Origin of the sequence: Streptomyces sp. PU-14G (genome assembly GCF_041028275.1) — a bacterium.
Classification (GTDB): Bacteria; Actinomycetota; Actinomycetes; order Streptomycetales; family Streptomycetaceae; genus Streptomyces.
On the sequence record NZ_JASKYT010000070.1, the window covers coordinates 1 to 22539 of the forward strand.

16 protein-coding genes and 1 tRNA gene are annotated in these 22539 nt (G+C 68.2%); 2 read left to right on the forward strand and 15 right to left on the reverse strand.

The genetic code is table 11. From position 1 onward, the window contains the following. Positions 1 to 1813 (forward strand): coagulation factor 5/8 type domain-containing protein (locus AB8Z75_RS11410; RefSeq protein WP_369201367.1); only part of this gene is annotated, 1813 nt, incomplete at its 5' end. 139 nt (positions 1814 to 1952) lie between these two features. On the opposite strand, the gene tuf is transcribed toward AB8Z75_RS11410, so the two are convergent. From tuf to AB8Z75_RS11485, 15 genes are all read right to left on the reverse strand, one after another. Next, positions 1953 to 3146 (reverse strand): elongation factor Tu, encoded by a 1194-nt coding sequence (gene tuf / locus AB8Z75_RS11415; protein ID WP_242753366.1) that lies wholly within the window; start codon positions 3144 to 3146, stop codon positions 1953 to 1955. A gap of 256 nt (positions 3147 to 3402) precedes the next feature. Next, positions 3403 to 5526: an elongation factor G gene (gene fusA, locus AB8Z75_RS11420; RefSeq protein WP_369201368.1), complete on the reverse strand. Its 2124-nt coding sequence runs from the start codon at positions 5524 to 5526 to the stop codon at positions 3403 to 3405. Between the two features lie 39 nt (positions 5527 to 5565). Then, positions 5566 to 6036: a 30S ribosomal protein S7 gene (gene rpsG / locus AB8Z75_RS11425; RefSeq protein ID WP_019354980.1), complete on the reverse strand. Its 471-nt coding sequence runs from the start codon at positions 6034 to 6036 to the stop codon at positions 5566 to 5568. A gap of 2 nt (positions 6037 to 6038) precedes the next feature. Next, on the reverse strand, positions 6039 to 6410 hold the full coding sequence (gene rpsL / locus AB8Z75_RS11430) for a 30S ribosomal protein S12 (RefSeq protein ID WP_003948652.1): 372 nt from the start codon (positions 6408 to 6410) through the stop codon (positions 6039 to 6041). A gap of 356 nt (positions 6411 to 6766) precedes the next feature. Next, positions 6767 to 7237, reverse strand: coding sequence for a DUF1707 and DUF4190 domain-containing protein (locus AB8Z75_RS11435; protein WP_369201369.1), 471 nt, complete (start codon positions 7235 to 7237; stop codon positions 6767 to 6769). A 225-nt stretch (positions 7238 to 7462) separates the two neighbouring features. Then, on the reverse strand, positions 7463 to 11377 hold the full coding sequence (locus AB8Z75_RS11440) for a DNA-directed RNA polymerase subunit beta' (protein WP_369201370.1): 3915 nt from the start codon (positions 11375 to 11377) through the stop codon (positions 7463 to 7465). A 117-nt stretch (positions 11378 to 11494) separates the two neighbouring features. Then, complete coding sequence (gene rpoB, locus AB8Z75_RS11445; protein WP_369201371.1) at positions 11495 to 14977, reverse strand: DNA-directed RNA polymerase subunit beta; 3483 nt, start codon at positions 14975 to 14977, stop codon at positions 11495 to 11497. Between the two features lie 531 nt (positions 14978 to 15508). Beyond that, positions 15509 to 15898 carry a 50S ribosomal protein L7/L12 gene (gene rplL, locus AB8Z75_RS11450; RefSeq protein WP_369201372.1) on the reverse strand — a complete coding sequence of 130 codons (390 nt, stop codon included), beginning with the start codon at positions 15896 to 15898 and terminating at the stop codon, positions 15509 to 15511. Between the two features lie 115 nt (positions 15899 to 16013). Next, positions 16014 to 16586, reverse strand: a complete 573-nt coding sequence (rplJ, locus tag AB8Z75_RS11455) for a 50S ribosomal protein L10 (protein WP_114023500.1) — start codon at positions 16584 to 16586, stop codon at positions 16014 to 16016. A 296-nt stretch (positions 16587 to 16882) separates the two neighbouring features. Then, on the reverse strand, positions 16883 to 17734 hold the full coding sequence (locus AB8Z75_RS11460; protein ID WP_369201373.1) for a hypothetical protein: 852 nt from the start codon (positions 17732 to 17734) through the stop codon (positions 16883 to 16885). A 342-nt stretch (positions 17735 to 18076) separates the two neighbouring features. Beyond that, a complete protein-coding gene (rplA, locus tag AB8Z75_RS11465) occupies positions 18077 to 18799 on the reverse strand; it encodes a 50S ribosomal protein L1 (protein ID WP_242753351.1) in 723 nt (240 codons plus the stop codon). A gap of 73 nt (positions 18800 to 18872) precedes the next feature. Then, entirely contained in the window at positions 18873 to 19307 is a 435-nt protein-coding gene (gene rplK / locus AB8Z75_RS11470; RefSeq protein WP_114018871.1) for a 50S ribosomal protein L11, read from the reverse strand. 186 nt (positions 19308 to 19493) lie between these two features. Then, positions 19494 to 20450, reverse strand: a complete 957-nt coding sequence (nusG, locus tag AB8Z75_RS11475; protein WP_369201374.1) for a transcription termination/antitermination protein NusG — start codon at positions 20448 to 20450, stop codon at positions 19494 to 19496. 73 nt (positions 20451 to 20523) lie between these two features. Further along, positions 20524 to 20805, reverse strand: coding sequence for a preprotein translocase subunit SecE (secE, locus tag AB8Z75_RS11480; protein WP_114018869.1), 282 nt, complete (start codon positions 20803 to 20805; stop codon positions 20524 to 20526). A gap of 124 nt (positions 20806 to 20929) precedes the next feature. Beyond that, positions 20930 to 21002, reverse strand: a tRNA-Trp gene (locus tag AB8Z75_RS11485). A 214-nt stretch (positions 21003 to 21216) separates the two neighbouring features. On the opposite strand from AB8Z75_RS11485, the gene AB8Z75_RS11490 reads away from it, so the two are divergent. After that, positions 21217 to 22455, forward strand: a complete 1239-nt coding sequence (locus tag AB8Z75_RS11490) for a pyridoxal phosphate-dependent aminotransferase (protein ID WP_369201375.1) — start codon at positions 21217 to 21219, stop codon at positions 22453 to 22455. Positions 22456 to 22539 lie beyond the last annotated feature (84 nt).

Genomic DNA, 22539 nt, shown 5'->3' on the forward strand with positions numbered 1-22539 from the left:
CTCGGGACACGACACCCCCGAGCGCCGAACCCCCGGCCGCCGCACCGTCCTCGGCGCCGCCGCGGTCGGCGCGGTCGCGGCGAGCGCGGCAGCCCCGGCCCTGCTCGGCCCGACGGCACCCGCGTCGGCCGCCCCCGCCCGCGACACGCCGCGGGACGCGAAGGACCTGCCGGGCGGCGGCGACCTCGGCCCCAACGTCATCGTCTTCGATCCCTCGACCGCCGGCATCCAGGCCACGCTGGACGAGATCTTCGCGCAGCAGGAGTCGGCGCAGTTCGGCGAAGGCCGCTACGCGCTGCTGTTCAAGCCGGGCACCTACAGCGGGCTCAACGCCCAACTCGGCTTCTACACCTCCATCGCGGGCCTCGGTCTGTCCCCGGACGACACGACGATCGACGGCGACGTCACCGTGGACGCAGGATGGTTCGACGGGAACGCCACCCAGAACTTCTGGCGCTCGGCGGAGAACCTCGCCCTCATCCCCGTCAGCGGCACCAACAGGTGGGCCGTCTCCCAGGCGGCGCCGTTCCGGCGGATGCACGTACGCGGCGGGTTGAACCTGGCCCCCGACGGCTACGGCTGGGCGAGCGGCGGCTACATCGCGGACAGCCGGATCGACGGCGAGGTCGGGCCGTACTCGCAGCAGCAGTGGTACACCCGGGACAGCGCGGTCGGCGGCTGGCTCAACGCGGTGTGGAACATGGTCTTCTCCGGCGTTGAGGGGGCGCCCGCGCAGAGCTTCCCCGATCCGCCGTACACCACGCTGGAGACCACGCCGGTGTCGCGCGAGAAGCCGTTCCTCTACCTCGACGGGGACGCCTACCGGGTCTTCCTGCCGGAGAAGCGGACCAACGCGCGCGGCGTGACCTGGGGCAACGGCACACCGCGCGGGACCTCGCTGCCGCTGTCGGAGTTCTATGTGGCCAAGCCCTCGGACGCGGCGGCCACCCTCAACCAGGCGCTCGCCCAGGGTCTGCACCTGCTGCTGACGCCGGGCGTCTACCGCCTCGACGAGCCGGTCAGGGTCGACCGTGCCGGCACGGTCGTGCTCGGCCTCGGGTACGCCACGCTCATCCCCGCGGGCGGCGCGGCGGCGATGGAGGTGGCCGACGTCGACGGTGTGCGGCTGGCGGGCTTCCTCATCGACGCGGGGCCCGACAACTCCGCCACGCTGCTCCAGGTCGGACCAGAGGGAGCCTCCGCGGACCATGCCGCGGACCCGATCACCGTCCAGGACGTGTTCGTGCGGATCGGCGGGGCGGGCCCGGGCAAGGCGACCACCAGCATCGTCGTCAACAGCCGCCACACGATCATCGACCACACCTGGGTGTGGCGGGCCGACCACGGGGACGGGGTCGGCTGGGAGACCAACCGTGCCGACTACGGCGTCGTGGTGAACGGCGACGACGTGCTGGCCACGGGTCTGTTCGTCGAGCACTTCAACAAGTACGACGTCCAGTGGTTCGGCGAGCGCGGGCGCACGATCTTCTTCCAGAACGAGAAGGCCTACGACGCGCCGAACCAGGCCGCCATCCAGAACGGCTCGACCAAGGGCTTCGCGGCCTACCGGGTCGGCGACGAGGTGACGGAGCACGAGGGGTGGGGGCTGGGCAGCTACTGCTTCTACAACGTCGACCCGACGATCGTGCAGCACCACGGGTTCGCCGCGCCGGACACCCCTGGTGTGACCTTCCACGACCTGCTGGTCGTCTCGCTCGGCGGCAAGGGCCAGTACGAGCGGGTCATCAACGACACCGGCTCGCCCACCTCGGGCGACACGACGACGCCGTCCACGGTGGTCTCCTACCCCTGACCCGCCGACCCCGGCCCGCACACGGGAGGCTGGCCCGGCCCCGCACACGAAAGAGGGCCCGTACGGCACGAAGCCGTACGGGCCCTCTTTCGAGGCCGTGCGCCGAGCACCCCGCGAGAGGGTGCTCAACGCAGCGAGGTCACTTGAGGATCTTGGTGACCTGGCCGGCGCCCACGGTCCGGCCACCCTCACGGATGGCGAACTTGAGGCCCTCTTCCATGGCGACGGGCTGGATGAGCTGGACGCTCATCTCGGTGTTGTCGCCCGGCATGACCATCTCGGTGCCCTCGGGGAGGGTCACGACGCCGGTCACGTCGGTGGTGCGGAAGTAGAACTGCGGGCGGTAGTTGTTGAAGAACGGGGTGTGGCGGCCACCCTCGTCCTTCGACAGGATGTAGGCCTGGGCCTCGAACTCGGTGTGCGGGGTGACCGAGCCCGGCTTGATGATGACCTGGCCGCGCTCGACGTCCTCGCGCTTGATACCGCGAAGCAGCAGACCGACGTTCTCACCGGCCTGGCCCTCGTCCAGCAGCTTCCGGAACATCTCGATGCCGGTGACCGTGGTCGAGGTCTTGGTGTCCTTGATGCCGATGATGTCGACGTTCTCGTTGACCTTCAGCACACCGCGCTCGATACGGCCGGTGACGACCGTACCGCGACCGGTGATGGTGAAGACGTCCTCGATCGGCATCAGGAACGGCTTGTCGGTGTCGCGCTCCGGGGCCGGGATGGCCTCGTCGACGGCCGACATGAGCTTGACGATGGCCTCGCCCCACTCCTTGTCGCCCTCGAGAGCCTTGAGCGCGGAGACCTTGACGACCGGAACCTCGTCGCCCGGGAACTCGTACTCGGAGAGCAGCTCACGGACCTCGAGCTCGACGAGCTCCATGATCTCCTCGTCGTCCACCATGTCGGCCTTGTTCAGGGCGACGACGATGTACGGAACGCCGACCTGGCGGGCCAGGAGCACGTGCTCCTTGGTCTGCGGCATCGGGCCGTCGGTGGCGGCGACCACGAGGATGGCGCCGTCCATCTGGGCGGCACCGGTGATCATGTTCTTGATGTAGTCCGCGTGACCCGGGCAGTCGACGTGGGCGTAGTGACGGTTCTCCGTCTGGTACTCGACGTGCGCGATGGAGATGGTGATACCGCGCTGGCGCTCTTCGGGCGCCTTGTCGATGTTCTCGAACGCCGAAGCCTCGTTGAGGTCCGGGTACGCGTCGTGCAGCACCTTGGTGATCGCCGCGGTAAGAGTGGTCTTGCCGTGGTCGATGTGACCGATGGTGCCGATGTTGACGTGCGGCTTAGTCCGCTCGAACTTCGCCTTCGCCACTGGGGTCCTCCTGTGGACTGGTGCTGTACACCCTCCACACTTTGCGGAGGGTCTCAGGTGGTCGTACCGAACCGGTCAGGACCCCGAGGGGGATGCCCTTGACCTGTTCGCTTGGGTGGGCCGGCGGACGGGGCTCCCCCGGCACGACCGCACAGTGACCAAGCGGTCCGAGCGGTTATGTACCGGAGTGCCCCGAATGCCTTTGCTCCAGCCTAAGGGGTGAGCTCGAAAGTCCAGCCCGCCCCGGGCGAGTGCGTTACTCGCCCTTGGCCTTCGCGATGACCTCCTCGGCGACGTTCTTGGGAACCTCACCGTAGGAGTCGAACTGCATGGAGTACGTCGCACGACCGGAGGTCTTGCTGCGCAGGTCTCCGACGTAGCCGAACATCTCCGACAGCGGTACCAGGCCGGTGACGAGCTTCGCGTTGCCGCGGTCGTCCATCGACTGGACCTGGCCGCGCCGCGAGTTGATGTCGCCGATGACGTCGCCCATGTAGTCCTCGGGCGTGGTCACCTCGACCTTCATCAGCGGCTCGAGCAGGGCCGGGCTCGCCTTCCGAGCGGCTTCCTTGAACGCCATGGAACCGGCGATCTTGAACGCCATCTCGGAGGAGTCGACGTCGTGGAAGGCACCGTCGAGCAGCGTCACGCGGACGCCGGTCAGCGGGTAGCCCGCCAGCACGCCGAACTCCATGGCCTCCTGGCAGCCCGCGTCCACGGACGGGATGTACTCCCGCGGGATGCGGCCACCGGTGACCTGGTTGACGAACTCGTAGCCGTCGCCCTCAAGCGGCTCGACAGCGATCTGCACCTTCGCGAACTGACCGGAACCACCGGTCTGCTTCTTGTGGGTGAAATCGACCTTGTCGACCTTCTTGCGGAGCGACTCGCGGTAGGCCACCTGCGGCTTACCGACGTTGGCCTCGACCTTGAACTCGCGCTTCATACGGTCGACCAGCACGTCGAGGTGCAGCTCGCCCATACCCGCGATGATCGTCTGGCCGGTGTCCTCGTTGGTCTTGACCTGGAAGGACGGGTCCTCCTCGGCCAGCCGCTGGATCGCGACGCCCAGCTTCTCCTGGTCGCCCTTGGACTTGGGCTCGATGGCGACCTCGATGACCGGGGCCGGGAAGTCCATCGACTCCAGGATGACCGGGTTGCCCGCGTCGCAGAGGGTCTCACCGGTGGTGGTCTGCTTCAGACCCATGACGGCGACGATGTCGCCGGCACCCACCGACTCGATCTCCTCCCGCTTGTTGGAGTGCATCCGGTAGATCTTGCCGATGCGCTCCTTGCGGCCCTTGATCGAGTTCGTCACCTGGGAACCGGTCTGGATCCGGCCCGAGTAGACGCGGATGAAGGTCAGCTTGCCCAGGTGCGGGTCACTGGCGATCTTGAACGCGAGCGCGGACATCGGCTCGTCCTCGGACGGACGGCGCTTGATGACCTCGTCGGAGTCCTTCGGGCTGTGACCCTCGATGGCCTCGACGTCCAGCGGCGACGGCAGGTAGCGGGCGATCGCGTCGAGCAGGGGCTGCACGCCCTTGTTCTTGAACGCGGTACCGCAGAACACCGGGGTGACCGTGATGGTGCCCTCGGCGCCCGTGGAGGCCAGCGTGACCCGGCGGATCGCCGCCATGAGCTGCTCCTCGGAGGGCTCCTCGCCCTCCAGGTACAGCTCCATCATCTCCTCGTCGTTCTCCGCGACGGCCTCGAGCAGCTTGCCGCGCCACTCGTCGGCCGCCTCGGCGTGGGTGTCCGGGATGTCGACGGTGTCGTACATCTCGCCCATCTTGGCCTCGGGCGACCAGACCAGGGCCTTCATCGACACCAGGTCGACGACGCCCCGGAAGTCCGACTCGGTGCCGATCGGCAGCTGCATGACCAGCGGCACCGCACCCAGGCGGTCGCTGATCATGTCGACGCAGCGGTGGAACTCGGCGCCGGTGCGGTCGAGCTTGTTGACGAAGCAGATGCGCGGAACGCCGTAGCGGTCGGCCTGCCGCCAGACCGTCTCGGACTGCGGCTCCACACCCGCCACACCGTCGAACACCGTGACCGCGCCGTCGAGCACGCGCAGCGCACGCTCCACCTCGACGGTGAAGTCGACGTGGCCCGGGGTGTCGATGATGTTGATGGTGTGGTCGACGCCGTTGAGCGGCCAGTGAGTGGTCGTCGCGGCGCTCGTGATGGTGATGCCGCGCTCCTGCTCCTGCTCCATCCAGTCCATCGTGGCAGCGCCGTCGTGGACCTCACCGATCTTGTAGCTGCGACCGGTGTAGAAGAGGATCCGCTCGGTGGTCGTCGTCTTGCCCGCGTCGATGTGGGCCATGATCCCGATGTTGCGGACCTTGGCCAGGTCAAGTGAAGTGGTAGCCATAAGGCTTCAGTCTTCTCTCGGTCTCGATGGGGGAAGCGACTACCAGCGGTAGTGCGCGAAGGCCTTGTTGGACTCGGCCATCTTGTGCGTGTCCTCACGCTTCTTGACGGCGGCGCCGAGGCCGTTCGAGGCGTCGAGCAGCTCGTTCATGAGGCGTTCGGTCATGGTCTTCTCGCGGCGGGCGCGGGAGTAACCCACGATCCAGCGCAGCGCGAGCGTGGAGGAACGGCCGGGGCGGACCTCGACCGGAACCTGGTAGGTGGCGCCACCGACGCGGCGGGAGCGGACCTCGAGGGTCGGCTTCACGTTCTCCAGCGCGCGCTTGAGGGTGATGACCGGGTCGTTGCCGGTCTTCTCGCGCAGCCCCTCCATGGCGCCGTAGACGATGCGCTCCGCGGTGGAGCGCTTGCCGTTCAGCAGCACCTTGTTGATGAGGGAGGTCACCAGAGGAGAGCCGTAGACCGGGTCGATGATGACCGGGCGCTTCGGGGCAGGGCCCTTACGAGGCATTCTTACTTCTCCTTCTTGGCGCCGTAGCGGCTGCGAGCCTGCTTGCGGTTCTTGACGCCCTGCGTGTCGAGGGAGCCGCGGATGATCTTGTAGCGAACACCCGGCAGGTCCTTCACACGGCCACCGCGCACGAGCACGATGGAGTGCTCCTGCAGGTTGTGGCCCTCACCCGGAATGTAGGCGGTGACCTCGATCCCGCTGGTCAGGCGCACACGGGCGACCTTACGCAGGGCCGAGTTCGGCTTCTTCGGGGTGGTCGTGAACACGCGCGTGCAGACGCCACGGCGCTGGGGCGAACCCTCGAGCGCGGGCGTCTTGTTCTTCTCGACCTTGTCCTGCCGGCCCTTCCGGACCAGCTGCTGGATCGTAGGCACCGTTTCTCCGGTTTCTGTGTGCCGATCTCGATAAAGCTAACCTGGGCCACACCCCGACCCACGAGGTCGGGTGTGTCGAAGACTGCAGATATCCGCTGAGGGCGGAAGACTTCTCCGTGGTGAGAAGCATGCAGATCCCGGTGTCACCGGCCGCGCGGCCCTGGCCCGCTCTCGCGGAGGACAACTGCGCAGGGGACACCCCAGGCACAGAGAACGAGGGTACCTACCTCACCGGCCTGGGTCAAAACAACAGCGACCGGCCACCATAGCCTCCCCGACCTGCGAGAAGAAGAGCGCCTCGGCAAACGCCCCGCCCCGCGTGCCGAGCCGACCCGCCCAAGGACTGCGGGCGGGCCTCAGACCGAGGCCACCACCGCCAGGATGATCGCCAGGGTGAACCCGATGGCCAGCCAGCCCAGCACCAGGCCCGCCGTCGCGAAACCGGAGCCCTCCTCCCCCGACCTGCGGATCTGCGCCTTTGCCAGGTGCCCCAGGATCACCGCGGGCAGAGCCGTGATCCCGTACATCGGGGTGAGGATGCCGCACACCAACGCCCCGATGGCCATGCCGTTCGTCCTCGGTGGCGGCGGCGCCGGCAGGAAGGTGCGCGGCACCGGCTGGTACGCCGGGGGCGGCTGCGGCGCGGGCGGCATCGGGACGGGCCCCTGCGGCAGATCCGCCAGCAGCATCTGCAACTCGGCGTACGTCTGCGCCTGCGAGGCCCTCGTCAGCCGCTGCTCGTACTCGGCCTGGCCCAGTCGGCCCTCGCTGAACCCGGCCTTCAGGACGTCGATCGCCCGTTCCCGGTCCGTGTGCGACGCGCGCATCGCACCCACCTGCTGCTCCCCCCGGCTCGGCACGCCCTCGGGATTCCACGGTCCGAACGCCACTGGCCCCCACCTCCCAGCTCGCTTGCAGTCCCTCCATCATCCATGACGCCGGCCGCCTGCGACCGGTTCACCCCGCACTCGGATACGCGACGGGGCGGCCACCGTCCCCGGTGACCGCCCCGTGTGCGCCCGCTCGGCCGGCTTCACCAGCCGGCCCGCGCCTTACGCGTTGTACGGACCGTAGTCGTAGTCCTCCAGCGGGACCGCCTGGCCCGAACCGGTGCCGAAGGGCGAGTAGTCGATGTCGTCGTAACCGACGGCCGAGTACATCGCGGCCTTCGCCTCCTCGGTCGGCTCGACCCGGATGTTGCGGTAGCGGGACAGGCCCGTACCGGCCGGGATGAGCTTACCGATGATGACGTTCTCCTTGAGGCCGATCAGGGAGTCCGACTTGGCGTTGATCGCCGCGTCGGTCAGGACCCTGGTCGTCTCCTGGAAGGACGCCGCCGACAGCCAGGACTCCGTGGCCAGCGAGGCCTTGGTGATGCCCATCAGCTGCGGACGGCCGGAGGCCGGGGAGCCGCCCTCCTGGACCACGCGCCGGTTCTCGCCCTCGAACTTGGTGCGCTCCACCAGCTCGCCGGGCAGCAGCTCGGCGTCGCCGGACTCGATGATCGTCACACGGCGCAGCATCTGCCGGATGATGATCTCGATGTGCTTGTCGTGGATCGACACACCCTGCGAGTTGTAGACCTTCTGGACCTCGCCCACCAGGTGCACCTGCACCGCGCGCTGGCCGAGGATACGGAGCACGTCGTGCGGGTTCTCCGTACCGACGGTCAGCTTCTGGCCGACGGAGACGTGGTCGCCCTCGCCCACCAGCAGGCGGGCGCGCTTGGAGACGCTGTAGGAGGTCTCGTCCGAGCCGTCGTCCGGGGTGACGACGACCTTCTTGGTCTTCTCCGTCTCCTCGATGCGGCAGCGGCCCGCCGACTCGGAGATCGGCGCCACGCCCTTGGGCGTACGGGCCTCGAACAGCTCGACGACACGCGGCAGACCCTGCGTGATGTCGTCACCCGCCACACCACCGGTGTGGAAGGTACGCATCGTCAGCTGGGTGCCGGGCTCACCGATGGACTGGGCGGCGATGATGCCGACGGCCTCGCCGATGTCCACCAGCTTGCCGGTGGCCAGCGAGCGGCCGTAGCACATGGCGCAGGTGCCCACCTGGGACTCGCAGGTGAGGATGGACCGCGTCTTGACGGTCTCCACACCGTGCCGGACCAGCTCGTCGATGAGCACGTCGCCCAGGTCGGTGCCGGCCGGGGCCAGCACCATGCCGTCGACGACGATGTCCTCGGCGAGGCAGCGCGCGTACACGCTGGTCTCGGCGTCCTCGGCCTTGCGCAGCACGCCGTCGGAGCCCTTGGAGGCGATCGACAGCTTGAGGCCGCGCTCGGTGCCGCAGTCCTCCTCGCGGATGATCACGTCCTGGGAGACGTCGACCAGACGACGGGTGAGGTAACCCGAGTCCGCGGTACGCAGGGCGGTGTCGGCGAGACCCTTGCGGGCACCGTGCGTGGAGATGAAGTACTCCAGCACGGAGAGACCCTCACGGAACGACGCCTTGATGGGCCGCGGGATGGTCTCGTTCTTCGCGTTCGACACCAGACCGCGCATACCGGCGATCTGACGCATCTGCATCATGTTCCCTCGGGCGCCCGAGTCCACCATCATGAAGATCGGGTTCGTCTTCGGGAAGTTCTCGTTCATCGCCTCGGAGACGTCGTTCGTCGCCTTGGTCCAGATCGCGATGAGCTCCTGCGTGCGCTCGTCCTTGGTGATCAGACCGCGCTCGTACTGCTTCTGGACCTTCTCGTCCTGCGCCTCGTAACCGGCGATGATCTCCGGCTTGGCGTCCGGGACGACGACGTCCGAGATCGCGATCGTCACACCCGAGCGGGTCGCCCAGAAGTAACCGGCCGACTTCAGGTTGTCCAGCGCCGCGGCGACGGTCACCTTCGGGTAGCGCTCGGCCAGGTCGTTGACGATCTGGGAGAGCTGCTTCTTGCCCACCGTGTACTCGACGTACGGGTACTCCTCGGGCAGCAGCTCGTTGAAGAGCGCACGGCCCAGGGTGGTGTGCAGCCGGAACGGGTCACCCGGCTGCCACTCGGCGGCGAACTCGCCCTCGGCGCCCTCCTCGGGCACCGGCGGGGTCCAGCCCAGCGGCGGCGTGGTGCCGACCGGGAACCGGATGTCGATCTTCGCCTGGAGCGACAGCTCCCCGGCGTCGAACGCCATGACCGCTTCCGCGGTGGAGTTGAACGACCGCCCGTCGCCCTTGGTGACGCGCTGCTCCTCGTCCGTGGTGAGGAAGAACAGACCCAGGACCATGTCCTGCGTCGGCATCGTCACGGGACGGCCGTCGGCCGGCTTGAGGATGTTGTTCGAGGACAGCATCAGGATGCGGGCCTCGGCCTGCGCCTCCGCGGACAGCGGCAGGTGCACGGCCATCTGGTCACCGTCGAAGTCCGCGTTGAACGCGGTGCACACGAGCGGGTGGATCTGAATGGCCTTGCCCTCGACCAGCTGCGGCTCGAAGGCCTGGATGCCCAGGCGGTGCAGCGTCGGCGCACGGTTCAGCAGCACCGGGTGCTCGGCGATGACCTCTTCCAGCACGTCGTAGACGACCGTGCGACCGCGCTCGACCATCCGCTTGGCGCTCTTGATGTTCTGCGCGTGGTTCAGGTCGACCAGGCGCTTCATCACGAACGGCTTGAACAGCTCCAGCGCCATCGCCTTGGGCAGACCGCACTGGTGCAGCTTGAGCTGCGGGCCGACGACGATGACCGAACGCGCCGAGTAGTCGACACGCTTGCCGAGCAGGTTCTGCCGGAAGCGGCCCTGCTTGCCCTTGAGCATGTCGGACAGCGACTTGAGCGGACGGTTGCCGGGCCCGGTGACCGGACGGCCGCGCCGGCCGTTGTCGAACAGCGCGTCGACGGCCTCCTGGAGCATCCGCTTCTCGTTGTTCACGATGATCTCGGGCGCACCGAGGTCGAGCAGACGCTTCAGCCGGTTGTTGCGGTTGATGACGCGGCGGTACAGGTCGTTCAGGTCGGAGGTCGCGAAGCGGCCACCGTCCAGCTGCACCATCGGACGCAGGTCCGGCGGGATGACCGGCACGCAGTCCAGCACCATGCCCTTGGGGCTGTTGCTGGTCTGCAGGAACGCGGAGACGACCTTGAGCCGCTTCAGGGCACGGGTCTTCTTCTGGCCCTTGCCGGTGCGGATCACCTCACGGAGCTTCTCCGCCTCCTCGTCCAGGTCGAACGTCTCCAGGCGCTTCTGCAGGGCAGCGGCGCCCATGGAGCCGTCGAAGTAGGTCCCGAAGCGGTCGCGCAGCTCGCGGTAGAGCAGCTCGTCGCCCTCCAGGTCCTGGACCTTCAGGTTCTTGAAGCGGGACCACACCTCGTCCAGGCGGTCGATCTCGCGCTGGGCGCGGTCGCGGATCTGCTTCATCTCGCGCTCGGCGCCCTCGCGCACCTTGCGGCGCACGTCCGCCTTGGCGCCCTCGGCCTCCAGCTCGGCCAGGTCGCCTTCCTGCTTCTTGGCGCGGGCCTCGAGGTCCGCGTCGCGGCGCTGCTCGATCTGCTGGCGCTCCACGCCGACGTGCGCCTCCAGGGAGGGCAGGTCGCGGGTGCGGCGCTCCTCGTCGACGTACGTGATCATGTACGCCGCGAAGTAGATGACCTTCTCCAGGTCCTTGGGCGCCAGGTCGAGCAGGTAGCCCAGGCGGGACGGCACGCCCTTGAAGTACCAGATGTGCGTGACGGGCGCCGCCAGCTCGATGTGACCCATCCGCTCACGGCGCACCTTGGCGCGGGTCACCTCGACGCCGCAGCGCTCACAGATGATGCCCTTGAAGCGGACGCGCTTGTACTTCCCGCAGTAGCACTCCCAGTCCCGGGTCGGACCGAAGATCTTCTCGCAGAAGAGTCCGTCCTTCTCGGGCTTGAGGGTGCGGTAGTTGATGGTCTCCGGCTTCTTGACCTCGCCGTGCGACCACTGACGGATGTCGTCAGCGGTGGCCAGGCCGATTCGCAGTTCGTCGAAGAAGTTGACGTCGAGCACTCTCGTCAATCCCTCTCAGGGTCGTGCCCCCCGCCGCGGCGGTACAGGGGCAGGTTCATGGTCTGAACGGGGTCGCGGGGAGGGCCGGGACGCGGGCGGGCGCCCCGGCCGACTCCGTCAGACCTCTTCGACGCTGCTCGGCTCGCGCCGGGACAGGTCGATTCCGAGCTCCTCCGCCGCGCGGAAGACGTCCTCGTCGGTGTCGCGCATCTCGATCGACATGCCGTCCGAGGACAGCACCTCGACGTTGAGGCAGAGCGACTGCATCTCCTTGATGAGCACCTTGAAGGACTCGGGGATACCCGGCTCGGGGATGTTCTCGCCCTTGACGATGGCCTCGTAGACCTTCACACGTCCGGTCACGTCGTCGGACTTGATGGTGAGCAGCTCCTGCAGCGCGTACGCGGCGCCGTACGCCTCCAGAGCCCACACCTCCATCTCACCGAAGCGCTGGCCACCGAACTGGGCCTTACCACCCAGCGGCTGCTGGGTGATCATGCTGTACGGGCCGGTCGAGCGGGCGTGCAGCTTGTCGTCGACCAGGTGGTGCAGCTTGAGGATGTACATGTAGCCGACGGAGATCGGGTCCGGGAACGGCTCCCCGGAGCGGCCGTCGAACAGCTGCGCCTTGCCGGACGGCTGGACCATGCGGTCACCGTCGCGGTTGGGCATCGTGGACTCGAACAGACCGGCGATCTCGTCCTCGCGGGCACCGTCGAAGACCGGCGTCGCCACGTTGGTCTTCGGCGCCACCTCGTCCGCGCCGATCGCCTTCAGACGCTCCATCCACTCCTCGGAGCCCTCGACCTTCCAGCCCTGGGAGGCCAGCCAGCCGAGGTGGATCTCCAGGACCTGGCCCGGGTTCATCCGGGAGGGGACACCCAGCGGGTTGAGGATGATGTCGACCGGGGTGCCGTCCTCCAGGAACGGCATGTCCTCGACCGGCAGGATCTTGGAGATGACGCCCTTGTTGCCGTGCCGGCCCGCGAGCTTGTCACCGTCGGTGATCTTGCGCTTCTGCGCGACGTAGACGCGCACCAGCTGGTTGACGCCCGGCGGCAGCTCGTCGCCCTCCTCGCGGTCGAAGACGCGGACGCCGATGACCTTGCCGGTCTCGCCGTGCGGCACCTTCAGCGAGGTGTCGCGGACCTCGCGCGCCTTCTCACCGAAGATCGCGCGCAGCAGCCGCTCCTCGGGGGTCAGCTCGGTCTCGCCCTTCGGGGTGACCTTGCCGACCAGGATGTCGCCCGCCTCGACCTCGGCACCGATGCGGATGATGCCGCGCTCGTCGAGGTCGGCCAGGACCTCCTCGGAGACGTTCGGGATGTCCCGGGTGATCTCCTCGGGGCCCAGCTTGGTGTCACGGGCGTCGACCTCGTGCTCCTCGATGTGGATCGAGGAGAGGACGTCGTCCTGCACCAGACGCTGGCTGAGGATGATCGCGTCCTCGTAGTTGTAGCCCTCCCACGGCATGAACGCCACGAGCAGGTTCTTGCCGAGCGCCATCTCACCCTCGTCGGTGGACGGGCCGTCGGCCAGCACCTGGCCCTCGATGACGCGGGCGCCCTCGTCCACCAGCACCTTCTGGTTGAAGGAGGTGCCCTGGTTGGAGCGGGTGAACTTGGCGACGCGGTAGGTGGTGTAGGTGCCGTCGTCGTTGGCCACCGTGACGTAGTCGGCGGAGACCTCCTGGACGACACCGTCCTTCTCGGCCTTGATGACGTCGCCGGCGTCGACCGCGCAGCGGTACTCCATGCCGGTGCCCACCAGCGGCGACTCGGCCTTGATGAGCGGCACGGCCTGCCGCATCATGTTCGAGCCCATCAGGGCGCGGTTGGCGTCGTCGTGCTCCAGGAAGGGGATCATGGCGGTCGCGACCGACACCATCTGGCGCGGCGAGACGTCCATGTAGTCCACGTCGTCGCCCGGGATCAGGTCGACCTCGCCGCCACGGCGGCGGACGAGCACCCGGTCCTCGGCGAAGCGCATCTCCTCGCTGAGGGGTGCGTTCGCCTGGGCGATCACGAAGCGGTCCTCCTCGTCGGCGGTGAGGTAGTGCACCTCGTCGCTGACGACACCGTCGACCACCTTGCGGTACGGCGTCTCGACGAAACCGAACGCGTTCACGCGGCCGTAGGAGGCGAGCGAGCCGATCAGACCGATGTTCGGGCCTTCCGGCGTCTCGATCGGGCACATCCGGCCGTAGTGCGAGGGGTGCACGTCACGGACCTCGAAGCCGGCCCGCTCACGGCTCAGACCACCCGGACCCAGCGCGTTGAGGCGGCGCTTGTGGGTGAGACCCGAGATCGGGTTCGTCTGGTCCATGAACTGCGAGAGCTGGCTGGTGCCGAAGAACTCCTTGATGGAGGCGACGACCGGCCGGATGTTGATCAGCGTCTGCGGCGTGATCGCCTCGACGTCCTGCGTGGTCATCCGCTCGCGGACGACGCGCTCCATACGGGCGAGACCGGTACGGACCTGGTTTTGGATCAGCTCGCCGACGTTGCGCAGACGGCGGTTGCCGAAGTGGTCGATGTCGTCGGTCTCGATGATGATCGTGTCGCCCTCGGCGGAGGTCGACTCGGTCTCACCGGCGTGCAGCTTCACCAGGTACTTGATCGTGGCGATGATGTCGGCGCTGGTCAGCACGCCGGAGTTCAGCGGCTCCTCGCCACCGAGCTTCTTGTTGATCTTGTACCGGCCGACCTTGGCCAGGTCGTAGCGCTTCGGGTTGAAGTAGAGGTTCTCCAGCAGCGTCTGCGCGGCCTCGCGCGTCGGCGGCTCGCCCGGGCGCAGCTTGCGGTAGATGTCGAGCAGCGCGTCGTCCTGACCCTGGGTGTGGTCCTTCTCCAGGGTGGCGCGCATCGACTCGTACTGGCCGAACTCCTCAAGAATCTGCTCGTTCGTCCACCCGAGCGCCTTGAGCAGCACGGTGACGGACTGCTTGCGCTTGCGGTCGATGCGCACACCGACCATGTCGCGCTTGTCGACCTCCATCTCCAGCCAGGCACCCCGGGACGGGATGATCTTGGCGGAGTAGATGTCCTTGTCGGACGTCTTGTCGATGGAGCTGTCGAAGTAGGCGCCCGGCGAGCGGACGAGCTGCGTGACGACGACACGCTCGGTGCCGTTGATCACGAAGGTGCCCTTGTCGGTCATGAGCGGGAAGTCGCCCATGAAGACCGTCTGGGACTTGATCTCACCGGTTTCGTTGTTGGTGAACTCCGCCGTGACGAAGAGCGGCGCGGCGTAGGTGAAGTCGCGCTCCTTGCACTCGTCGATGGAGTTCTTCGGGGGCTCGAAGCGGTGGTCGCGGAACGTCAGCGACATCGACCCGGAGAAGTCCTCGATCGGGGAGATCTCCTCGAAGATCTCCTCCAGACCGGACTTGGTGGGAACATCCTGTCCACTGTCCAGCGCAGCCTCGACGCGTCCCTTCCAGGCGTCGTTGCCGAGCAGCCAGTCGAAGCTCTCGGTCTGGAGCGCGAGAAGGTTCGGAACCTCCAGCGGTTCCTTGATCTTCGCAAAAGAGATACGCAGCGGGGCAGTGCTGGCGCCGTTGTTCGAATTGGCAGTCGAGGCAGTGCGCGAGGCGGCCAAGAGGGGGTCCTTCCGAGGGCTCGGACTCTCTACACGCATACCGGCACCCCTGGTGACGGGCAGGGGGCAGCTAATAGGCAGCGCAAAGGGTCAGTGTAGCCACATGACCCACTGATGTCCAATACGGATGACAGGAAACCGGCTCACGCCCCGGTCTCCACCTCCTGTTGATTGTTCTTCTCGTTCCGCCCCCGCCCCCGGCGGCCTCGATTCGCCGGGACGGATCTGCTCGGCTGCGGTGCTGCGTGCCTGCCGCAACACTTCCCGCTTCGTCCTCGATCCATGCCTCGGAAACCGGATCAGTGTGACGACGCGTCCCGAGAATTGCGCGCTGCGTGCCGTTCGTCAAGGCCCCCAGGAGCAACGAAGATCACCATACCCGCCACCACCGGCACACGGTGCGACCGTCCGGCAACGCCGAAGGGCGACCACCCGTCTGGGTGATCGCCCTCCGTTTGCCCGCTCCCCCCGCAGGGTGGCGGACCGTGTACCGCGATGACTCGCCGCGCCCCAGGCGCGCCGAGCCGTGGGTCACTTGACCTCGACCGAGGCGCCTGCGCCCTCGAGGGACTCCTTGGCCTTGTCGGCGGCGTCCTTGGCGACCTTCTCGAGGACCGGCTTCGGGGTGCCGTCCACGAGCTCCTTGGCCTCCTTCAGACCCAGCGAGGTCAGCTCACGCACGACCTTGATGACCTGGATCTTCTTGTCGCCGGCACCGGTCAGGATGACGTCGAACTCGTCCTGCTCCTCGGCGGCGGCCTCGCCGCCACCACCCTGCGCCGGGGCCTGCACGACGGCGGCGGCCGGGGCGGCGGCCTCGACGTCGAACTTCTCCTCGAACTTCTTCACGAAGTCCGAGAGCTCGATGAGGGTCATCTCCTCGAACTGGGCGAGCAGTTCGTCCTGGCTGAGCTTCGCCATGGTTGCGGGTCCTTCCACTTAGTCGGCTGGTGCCGTATCGATATGTCGGCGGGCTTACGGCCCGCTGCGACCGAGTGCGGAGCGTCTCCGGTGCCCCCGTCGGGGGCGGTACGGATTACTCGGCCTCGGCCTCGGCGGGAGCCGTGGTGTCGGCACCGCCCTGCTCTTCGACCTTGCTGCGAAGCGCGTCCGCGGTACGGACGAACTTCGAGAGCGGGGCCTGGAAGGTCGCCGCGGCCTTGGCCATGGACGCCTTCATGCCACCGGCCAGCTTGGCGAGCAGCACCTCGCGGGACTCGACGTCCGCGAGCTTGTTCAGGTCGTCGGCGGCGTACAGGGCACCGTCGACGATGCCGCCCTTGATCACGAGGGCGGGGTTCTCCTTGGCGAAGTCACGAAGACCCTTCGCCGCCTCGACCGGGTCACCGGTCACGAAGGCGACAGCCGAAGAGCCCGTCAGGAACTCGTCCAGCTCGTTGATCCCGGCCTCGTTGGCCGCGATCTTGGTCAGCGTGTTCTTCACCACACGGTACTGAGCGTTGTCACCGAGCGCACGGCGCAGCTGCTTGAGCTGGGCCACGGAGAGTCCGGTGTACGCGGTGACCACAGCGGCGTTCGAGTCACGGAACTTGTTCGTGATCTCGTCGACGGCTGCGATCTTGTCAGGCGCGACCTGTTCCCTCGCCATGAGCCTCGGCCTCCTTCCGGTGATGAGGACCGCTCGGAAGGGGCTGAACACGACAAACGCCCCAGCGCAGGCGCATGGGGCGTCGACTCGACCGACAGGCACACGGCACGTCGGGAGTGTGTTCCTCATCTCACCTGCGCGGGCCGTCCGCAGCGAGCGGATCCTTCGGCCATCGGCGCTCTGAGCGCGCACGACGACGACCAGCGGTCTTTGGCTTCGCCACGAGAGTACGCGAACGGGCCCGGGAGCACCAAATCCGGCCTCCCGGGCCCGCGGGCCTCTGCGGCGGTTTCCCGTCAGCTGCGGGCCGCGCCCGCGCCCGGTCCCTGGCTGCTCACCTGGGAGGCCGGCGGAGCCTGGACGTCGACCTCGGTGCCGTAGTCCGAGTAGTAGACCGTGCCGTCGGACCCGGTGCCCTTCGCGGTCTTGGCCACCTCGCGCTTCTTGACCAGCAGGTCGTCCTCATCGATCCACAGATCGATCTTCTCCTTCTCCAGGCCGGCCTGCTTGAACTGCTTCTCCAGCGCCTTCTTGTCCGACTCCGACAGGTCCTTGGACTGCATCCGCACCAACTCGGAGAGGGTGAGAGTGCCGGTGTAGTGCGTGGTCTTCTTGCCGCGCACGGTCTCCTCGCCCATGGCCTTGACCTTGCCGCTCGCCAGCAGCAGCTGCACGGAGCGGGCCGGGTTGTTGTTCTGCGCCTGGTCCTTCATCAGCGCGCCGGAGGGGCCCTGCTTGGCGAGCTCGTCGTAGTCGATCTTCGACCACGGCTTGCCGCCGGTCTGCTTCGCCGACTTCATGTACATCCCGTCGGACAGGTACCGGACCTCGGACTGCTGTCCGGCGACGGTCACCTGCGCCTCGCCCTGAATGCCGCCGGAGGACCAGTCAAAGGCGCCCTCCGTCTTGACCTCCAGCGTCTTCCCCGGCACAGCGCTCTGCTTCTGCACCCCGCTGGCCTTCGCGGAGTTCTGCTTCTCGGTGGCCGTCGAGGCCTTCTTCAGCGCCGCCAGGGCGCCCTGCACAGCCGAGCCGCCGCCCTTCGCGTCGTCCCCGCCCCCACCACCGGCCTTCTCGCTGCCGCAGGCCGTCAGGCCCGTCATCAATGCGACGCCCGCCGCCACGGCCGCTATCCGCGTGCTGCGCATGGAACTCCCCCTGTTCGTCTGTGCGCGGGCCCCTGGGGCCCGCTCTTTACCGGAACCTTATGCAACGGCAGAGACGGCCGGGGTGGCGGGACGGGTTCCGCCCCTCAGCTCACCGGACCGCGGGGCGGCGGGGCAGCGGGGCGGCCGGACCTCGGGGCGCCCGGGCCGCGGAGCGGCCGGACCTCGGGGCGCCCGGGCAACGGGGCGCCCGGGCTGCGGAGCGGCCGGGCAACGGGGCGGCCGGGCCGCGGGGCGGCCGGGCAACGGCGAAGGCCGGTGCCCGCCCCTGTGGTGAGGGGCGGGCACCGGCCTGTGCTGCGGCGCCTGCGGGCCGGCCGTGGATCAGACCGCGGCCGGGTCCTCCTCGACGAGGAGGTTGCGGGTGCGGTTCGGGTCGACCGGGATGCCCGGGCCCATCGTGGTGGTGAAGGAGGCCTTCTTGATGTACCGGCCCTTCGCCGCCGCGGGCTTCAGCCTGCTGATCTCCTCCAGGGCAGCGGCGTAGTTCTCCACGAGCTGCTGCTCGCCGAAGGACGCCTTGCCGATGATGAAGTGCAGGTTGGCGTGCTTGTCGACGCGGAACTCGATCTTGCCGCCCTTGATGTCGGTGACGGCCTTGGCGACATCCGGGGTGACGGTGCCGGTCTTCGGGTTCGGCATCAGACCACGCGGACCGAGCACGCGGCCGAGGCGGCCGACCTTGCCCATCAGGTCCGGGGTCGCGACGACGGCGTCGAAGTCGAGCCGGCCGCCGGCGACCTCCTCGATCAGTTCGTCGGAGCCGACGATGTCGGCACCCGCGGCCTCCGCCGCCGCAGCACGGTCGCCGGTCGCGAAGACCAGGACCCGGGCGGTCTTACCGGTGCCGTGCGGGAGGTTGACGGTGCCGCGGACCATCTGGTCGGCCTTGCGCGGGTCGACGCCCAGGCGCATGGCGACCTCGACGGTCGCGTCGAACTTCTGGGTGGAGGTCTCCTTGGCGAGACGGACCGCCTCCAGGGGCGCGTACTGGCGCGTCCTGTCGATCTTCTCGTCCGCCGCGCGGAGGGTCTTGCTGCGCTTCACTGCTGCTCCTGACGGTATGGAGTCGTGGTGCGGGCCAGCGCCTGGCCCTGCCACGGGGAGGAAAGGGTGGGGGTCAGCCCTCGACCGTAACGCCCATGGAACGGGCGGTACCGGCGATGATCTTCTCCGCCTGGTCCAGGTCGTTGGCGTTGAGGTCGGGCATCTTGGTGGTGGCGATCTCGCGCACCTGGTCGCGGGTGATCTTGGCGACCTTGGTGGTGTGCGGAGTGCCGGAGCCCTTCTCCACGCCCGCGGCCTTGAGGATCATCTTCGCGGCCGGCGGGGTCTTGGTGATGAAGGTGAAGGAGCGGTCCTCGTAGACCGTGATCTCCACCGGGATGACCCAGCCGCGCTGCGACTCGGTCGCGGCGTTGTACGCCTTGCAGAACTCCATGATGTTGACGCCGTGCTGACCCAGCGCCGGGCCGACCGGCGGAGCCGGGTTGGCGGCGCCGGCCTGGATCTGGAGCTTGATCAGCCCCGCGACCTTCTTCTTCTTGGGAGGCATGCTTCTCTCCGGGTCCTGGTGAGAGTGATTCATCCCTCCGCCCTTCACCCGGGCGGAGGCATACCGCACAACGATAGCCGGTACCGTTCCGCGGCTCGAAACCGAGCAGGTCAGGAAGGGCTTGAGCGCCCTTCCTGACCTGTCCGGAAGCTGGTTTTTCCACCGGCCCGCGAGGCGGGCCGACGGTCAGTTCTTCTGGATCTGGTCGAAGCTCAGCTCGACCGGGGTCTCGCGGCCGAAGATCTCGACGAGGCCCTTGACCTTCTTCGAGTCGGCGTTGATCTCGTTGATCGTCGCCTGCAGGGTGGCGAACGGGCCGTCGGTGACGGTGACCGAGTCGCCCACCTCGAAGTCGAGCACCTGGACCTCGACCTTGCGGCCCGGCGTGCCCGCGGGCTTGCCCTCCTCGTCGGCCGCGGCGGCCTTGGCGGCCTTCTCCTCGGCCTCGGGGGCGAGCATCTTGACGATCTCGTCGAGGGTGAGCGGGTAGGGGTCGTAGGCGTTGCCGACGAAGCCGGTGACACCCGGGGTGTTGCGCACGACGCCCCAGGACTCGTTCGTCAGATCCATCCGGACGAGCACGTAGCCGGGCAGCTTGTTCTGCCGGACGTTCTTCCGCTCGCCGTTCTTGATCTGGACGATCTCTTCCTCGGGCACCTCGGCCTGGTAGATGAAGTCCTCGACGTTCAGCGAGACGGCGCGCTGCTCCAGGTTGGCCTTCACGCGCTTCTCGTAGCCCGCGTAGGTGTGGATGACGTACCAGTCACCCGGCAGGAAGCGCAGCTCCTCGCGGAGCTGGGCGACCGGGTCGACGCTCTCCTCCGCGGCGGCCTCGGCAGCCTCCTGGCCCGCGGCGGCCTCGTCCTCGGCCGCTTCGGCGTCCTCGGAAGCTTCGGCGCCCTCGGCGGCGACGTCCCCGGCGGCCTCCGCCGCGGTCTCGTCCTCAGCCGCGGTCTCGTCGTCGGCGCTCACGGCCGCGCCGTCGTCCTCGCGCCGGACGGCGGCCTCCTCGGCGGGCTCACCGGCAGCGGCCTCGGCGGCTTCCGCCCGGTCGACGCTGCTGTCCGCCGCCTCGACGATGTCGCGCGCCGTGTCGTCACCCGCTTCGGGCTCGACGGCATCGTTCATGTTCGGCTCAGACACGGTGGCTGCTTCTTCCTGACTTCAAGGGGTCGAACATGCGGAAAGCCCCGCGGAGGGGGCTTCGCGCGGGTGGTCAGCCGAAGACGTGTTTCATGACTTCGGTCAGCCCATAGTCAATCACGAACACCAGGGCGATGATGATGACGACAAAGACGATCACCACGCTCGTGTACGTGGAGAGCTGCTGCCGCGTCGGCCAGACGACCTTGCGAAGCTCCGCGACGATCTGCCGGTAGAAGAGGGCGAGGCGGGCCAGAGGCCCCTTCTTCGCCCGCTTTCCGCCCTTACGGGGCTTCTTGCCCTCGGACGACCCTCCGGGCTCGGGGACCTCGGTGGTATCCGTGATCTCCGTCACTCGTCCTCACCTGATCCGGGTCGTTGCCCTGCGGCGTCCGGCCCGGCCGCACGGCGGTGCAATGTCAGTGCATTCAGTCGCTGCAACACGTACGCACGCACACACCTTGGCGACGTGTGTGTAGCAGGGCCGGAGGGACTCGAACCCCCAACCGCTGGTTTTGGAGACCAGTGCTCTACCAATTGAGCTACGACCCTTTGCTGTTTCCCTCAACCTACCGCATCCACACGGTCGCACGGCGTGTGTACCGACAACGCGCTGTGATCGAAAGGTCGAAGGCCAACGACGTGTGAGTGTACGTGCTCAGCGTCCCGGCGTCGAACACGATCCGCCCCGCCGTCGGCGTGAGCCGCTGGTTCCGCCGCCAAACCCCTGTGCCGCGGGCCCGGCGGGTCTGGGAACATGCCCTGTATGACCGCAGCGACTCCCCCTGCACAGCCACCGTCCGAGCGCCGCCTGTCGGCGCGTATCAGCGCGATCTCCGAGTCGGCCACGCTGGCCGTGGACGCCAAGGCCAAGGCGCTGAAGGCCGCCGGGCGCCCGGTGATCGGGTTCGGCGCCGGCGAGCCCGACTTCCCCACGCCCGACTACATCGTCGAGGCCGCCGTGGCCGCCGCGCGCGACCCGAAGAACCACCGCTACTCCCCCGCGGGCGGACTCCCCGAACTGAAGTCCGCCATCGCCGACAAGACGCTCCGCGACTCCGGGTACCGGATCGAGGCGTCGCAGGTCCTGGTCACCAACGGCGGCAAGCAGGCGATCTACCAGGCGTTCGCCGCGCTGCTCGACCCGGGCGACGAGGTCATCGTGCCCGCCCCGTACTGGACGACCTACCCGGAGTCGATCCGGCTGGCGGGCGGCGTCCCGGTCGAGGTCACCGCGGACGAGACGACCGGATACCGGGTGAGCGTCGAGCAGTTGGAGGCCGCGCGCACCGAGAAGACGAAGGTCGTGCTGTTCGTCTCGCCGTCCAACCCGACCGGCGCCGTCTACCCGCGCGCCCAGGTCGAGGAGATCGGCCGCTGGGCGCTGGAGCACGGGCTGTGGGTGCTGACCGACGAGATCTACGAGCACCTGGTCTACGGGGACGCGGAGTTCTCGTCGCTGCCCGTGGTGGTGCCCGAGCTGCGCGACAAGTGCGTGATCGTCAACGGCGTGGCCAAGACGTACGCCATGACGGGCTGGCGCGTGGGCTGGGTCGTCGGCCCGCAGGACGTGGTCAAGGCCGCGACGAACCTCCAGTCGCACGCCACCTCCAACGTCAGCAACGTCTCGCAGGCCGCCGCGCTGGCCGCCGTCTCCGGCGACCTGGAGGCCGTCGCCGAGATGCGCACCGCCTTCGACCGCCGCCGCCGCACCATCGTGCGGATGCTCAACGAGATCGACGGCGTGGTCTGCCCCGAGCCGGAGGGCGCCTTCTACGCCTACCCGTCGGTGAAGGCCCTGCTGGGCAAGGAGATCCGCGGCAAGCGCCCGGCCACCTCGGTCGAGCTGGCCGCGCTGATCCTGGAGGAGGTGGAGGTGGCGGTCGTCCCGGGCGAGGCGTTCGGCACCCCCGGCTATCTGCGGCTCTCCTACGCGCTGGGCGACGACGACCTGGTGGAGGGCGTCTCCCGGATCCAGAAGCTGCTGGCGGAGGCGCGCGACTGACGCGCGCCGCGTCGAGCACCTCGCGTGAGCGGGCCGGGGCACGGCGCCCCGGCCCGCTCACGCTTTCGGGTATCGCTCTGGCGC

Excerpts from the sequence above, each read along its gene's own strand:
- rplJ (WP_114023500.1), bottom strand. The coding sequence starts at position 16,586 with ATGGCGAGGGAACAGGTCGCGCCTGACAAGATCGCAGCCGTCGACGAG.
- AB8Z75_RS11460 (WP_369201373.1), bottom strand. The coding sequence starts at position 17,734 with ATGCGCAGCACGCGGATAGCGGCCGTGGCGGCGGGCGTCGCATTGATG.
- rpsG (WP_019354980.1), bottom strand. The coding sequence starts at position 6,036 with ATGCCTCGTAAGGGCCCTGCCCCGAAGCGCCCGGTCATCATCGACCCG.
- rplK (WP_114018871.1), bottom strand. The coding sequence starts at position 19,307 with ATGCCTCCCAAGAAGAAGAAGGTCGCGGGGCTGATCAAGCTCCAGATC.
- AB8Z75_RS11490 (WP_369201375.1), top strand. The coding sequence starts at position 21,217 with ATGACCGCAGCGACTCCCCCTGCACAGCCACCGTCCGAGCGCCGCCTG.
- AB8Z75_RS11435 (WP_369201369.1), bottom strand. The coding sequence starts at position 7,237 with ATGCGCGCGTCGCACACGGACCGGGAACGGGCGATCGACGTCCTGAAG.
- rplL (WP_369201372.1), bottom strand. The coding sequence starts at position 15,898 with ATGGCGAAGCTCAGCCAGGACGAACTGCTCGCCCAGTTCGAGGAGATG.
- fusA (WP_369201368.1), bottom strand. The coding sequence starts at position 5,526 with ATGGCTACCACTTCACTTGACCTGGCCAAGGTCCGCAACATCGGGATC.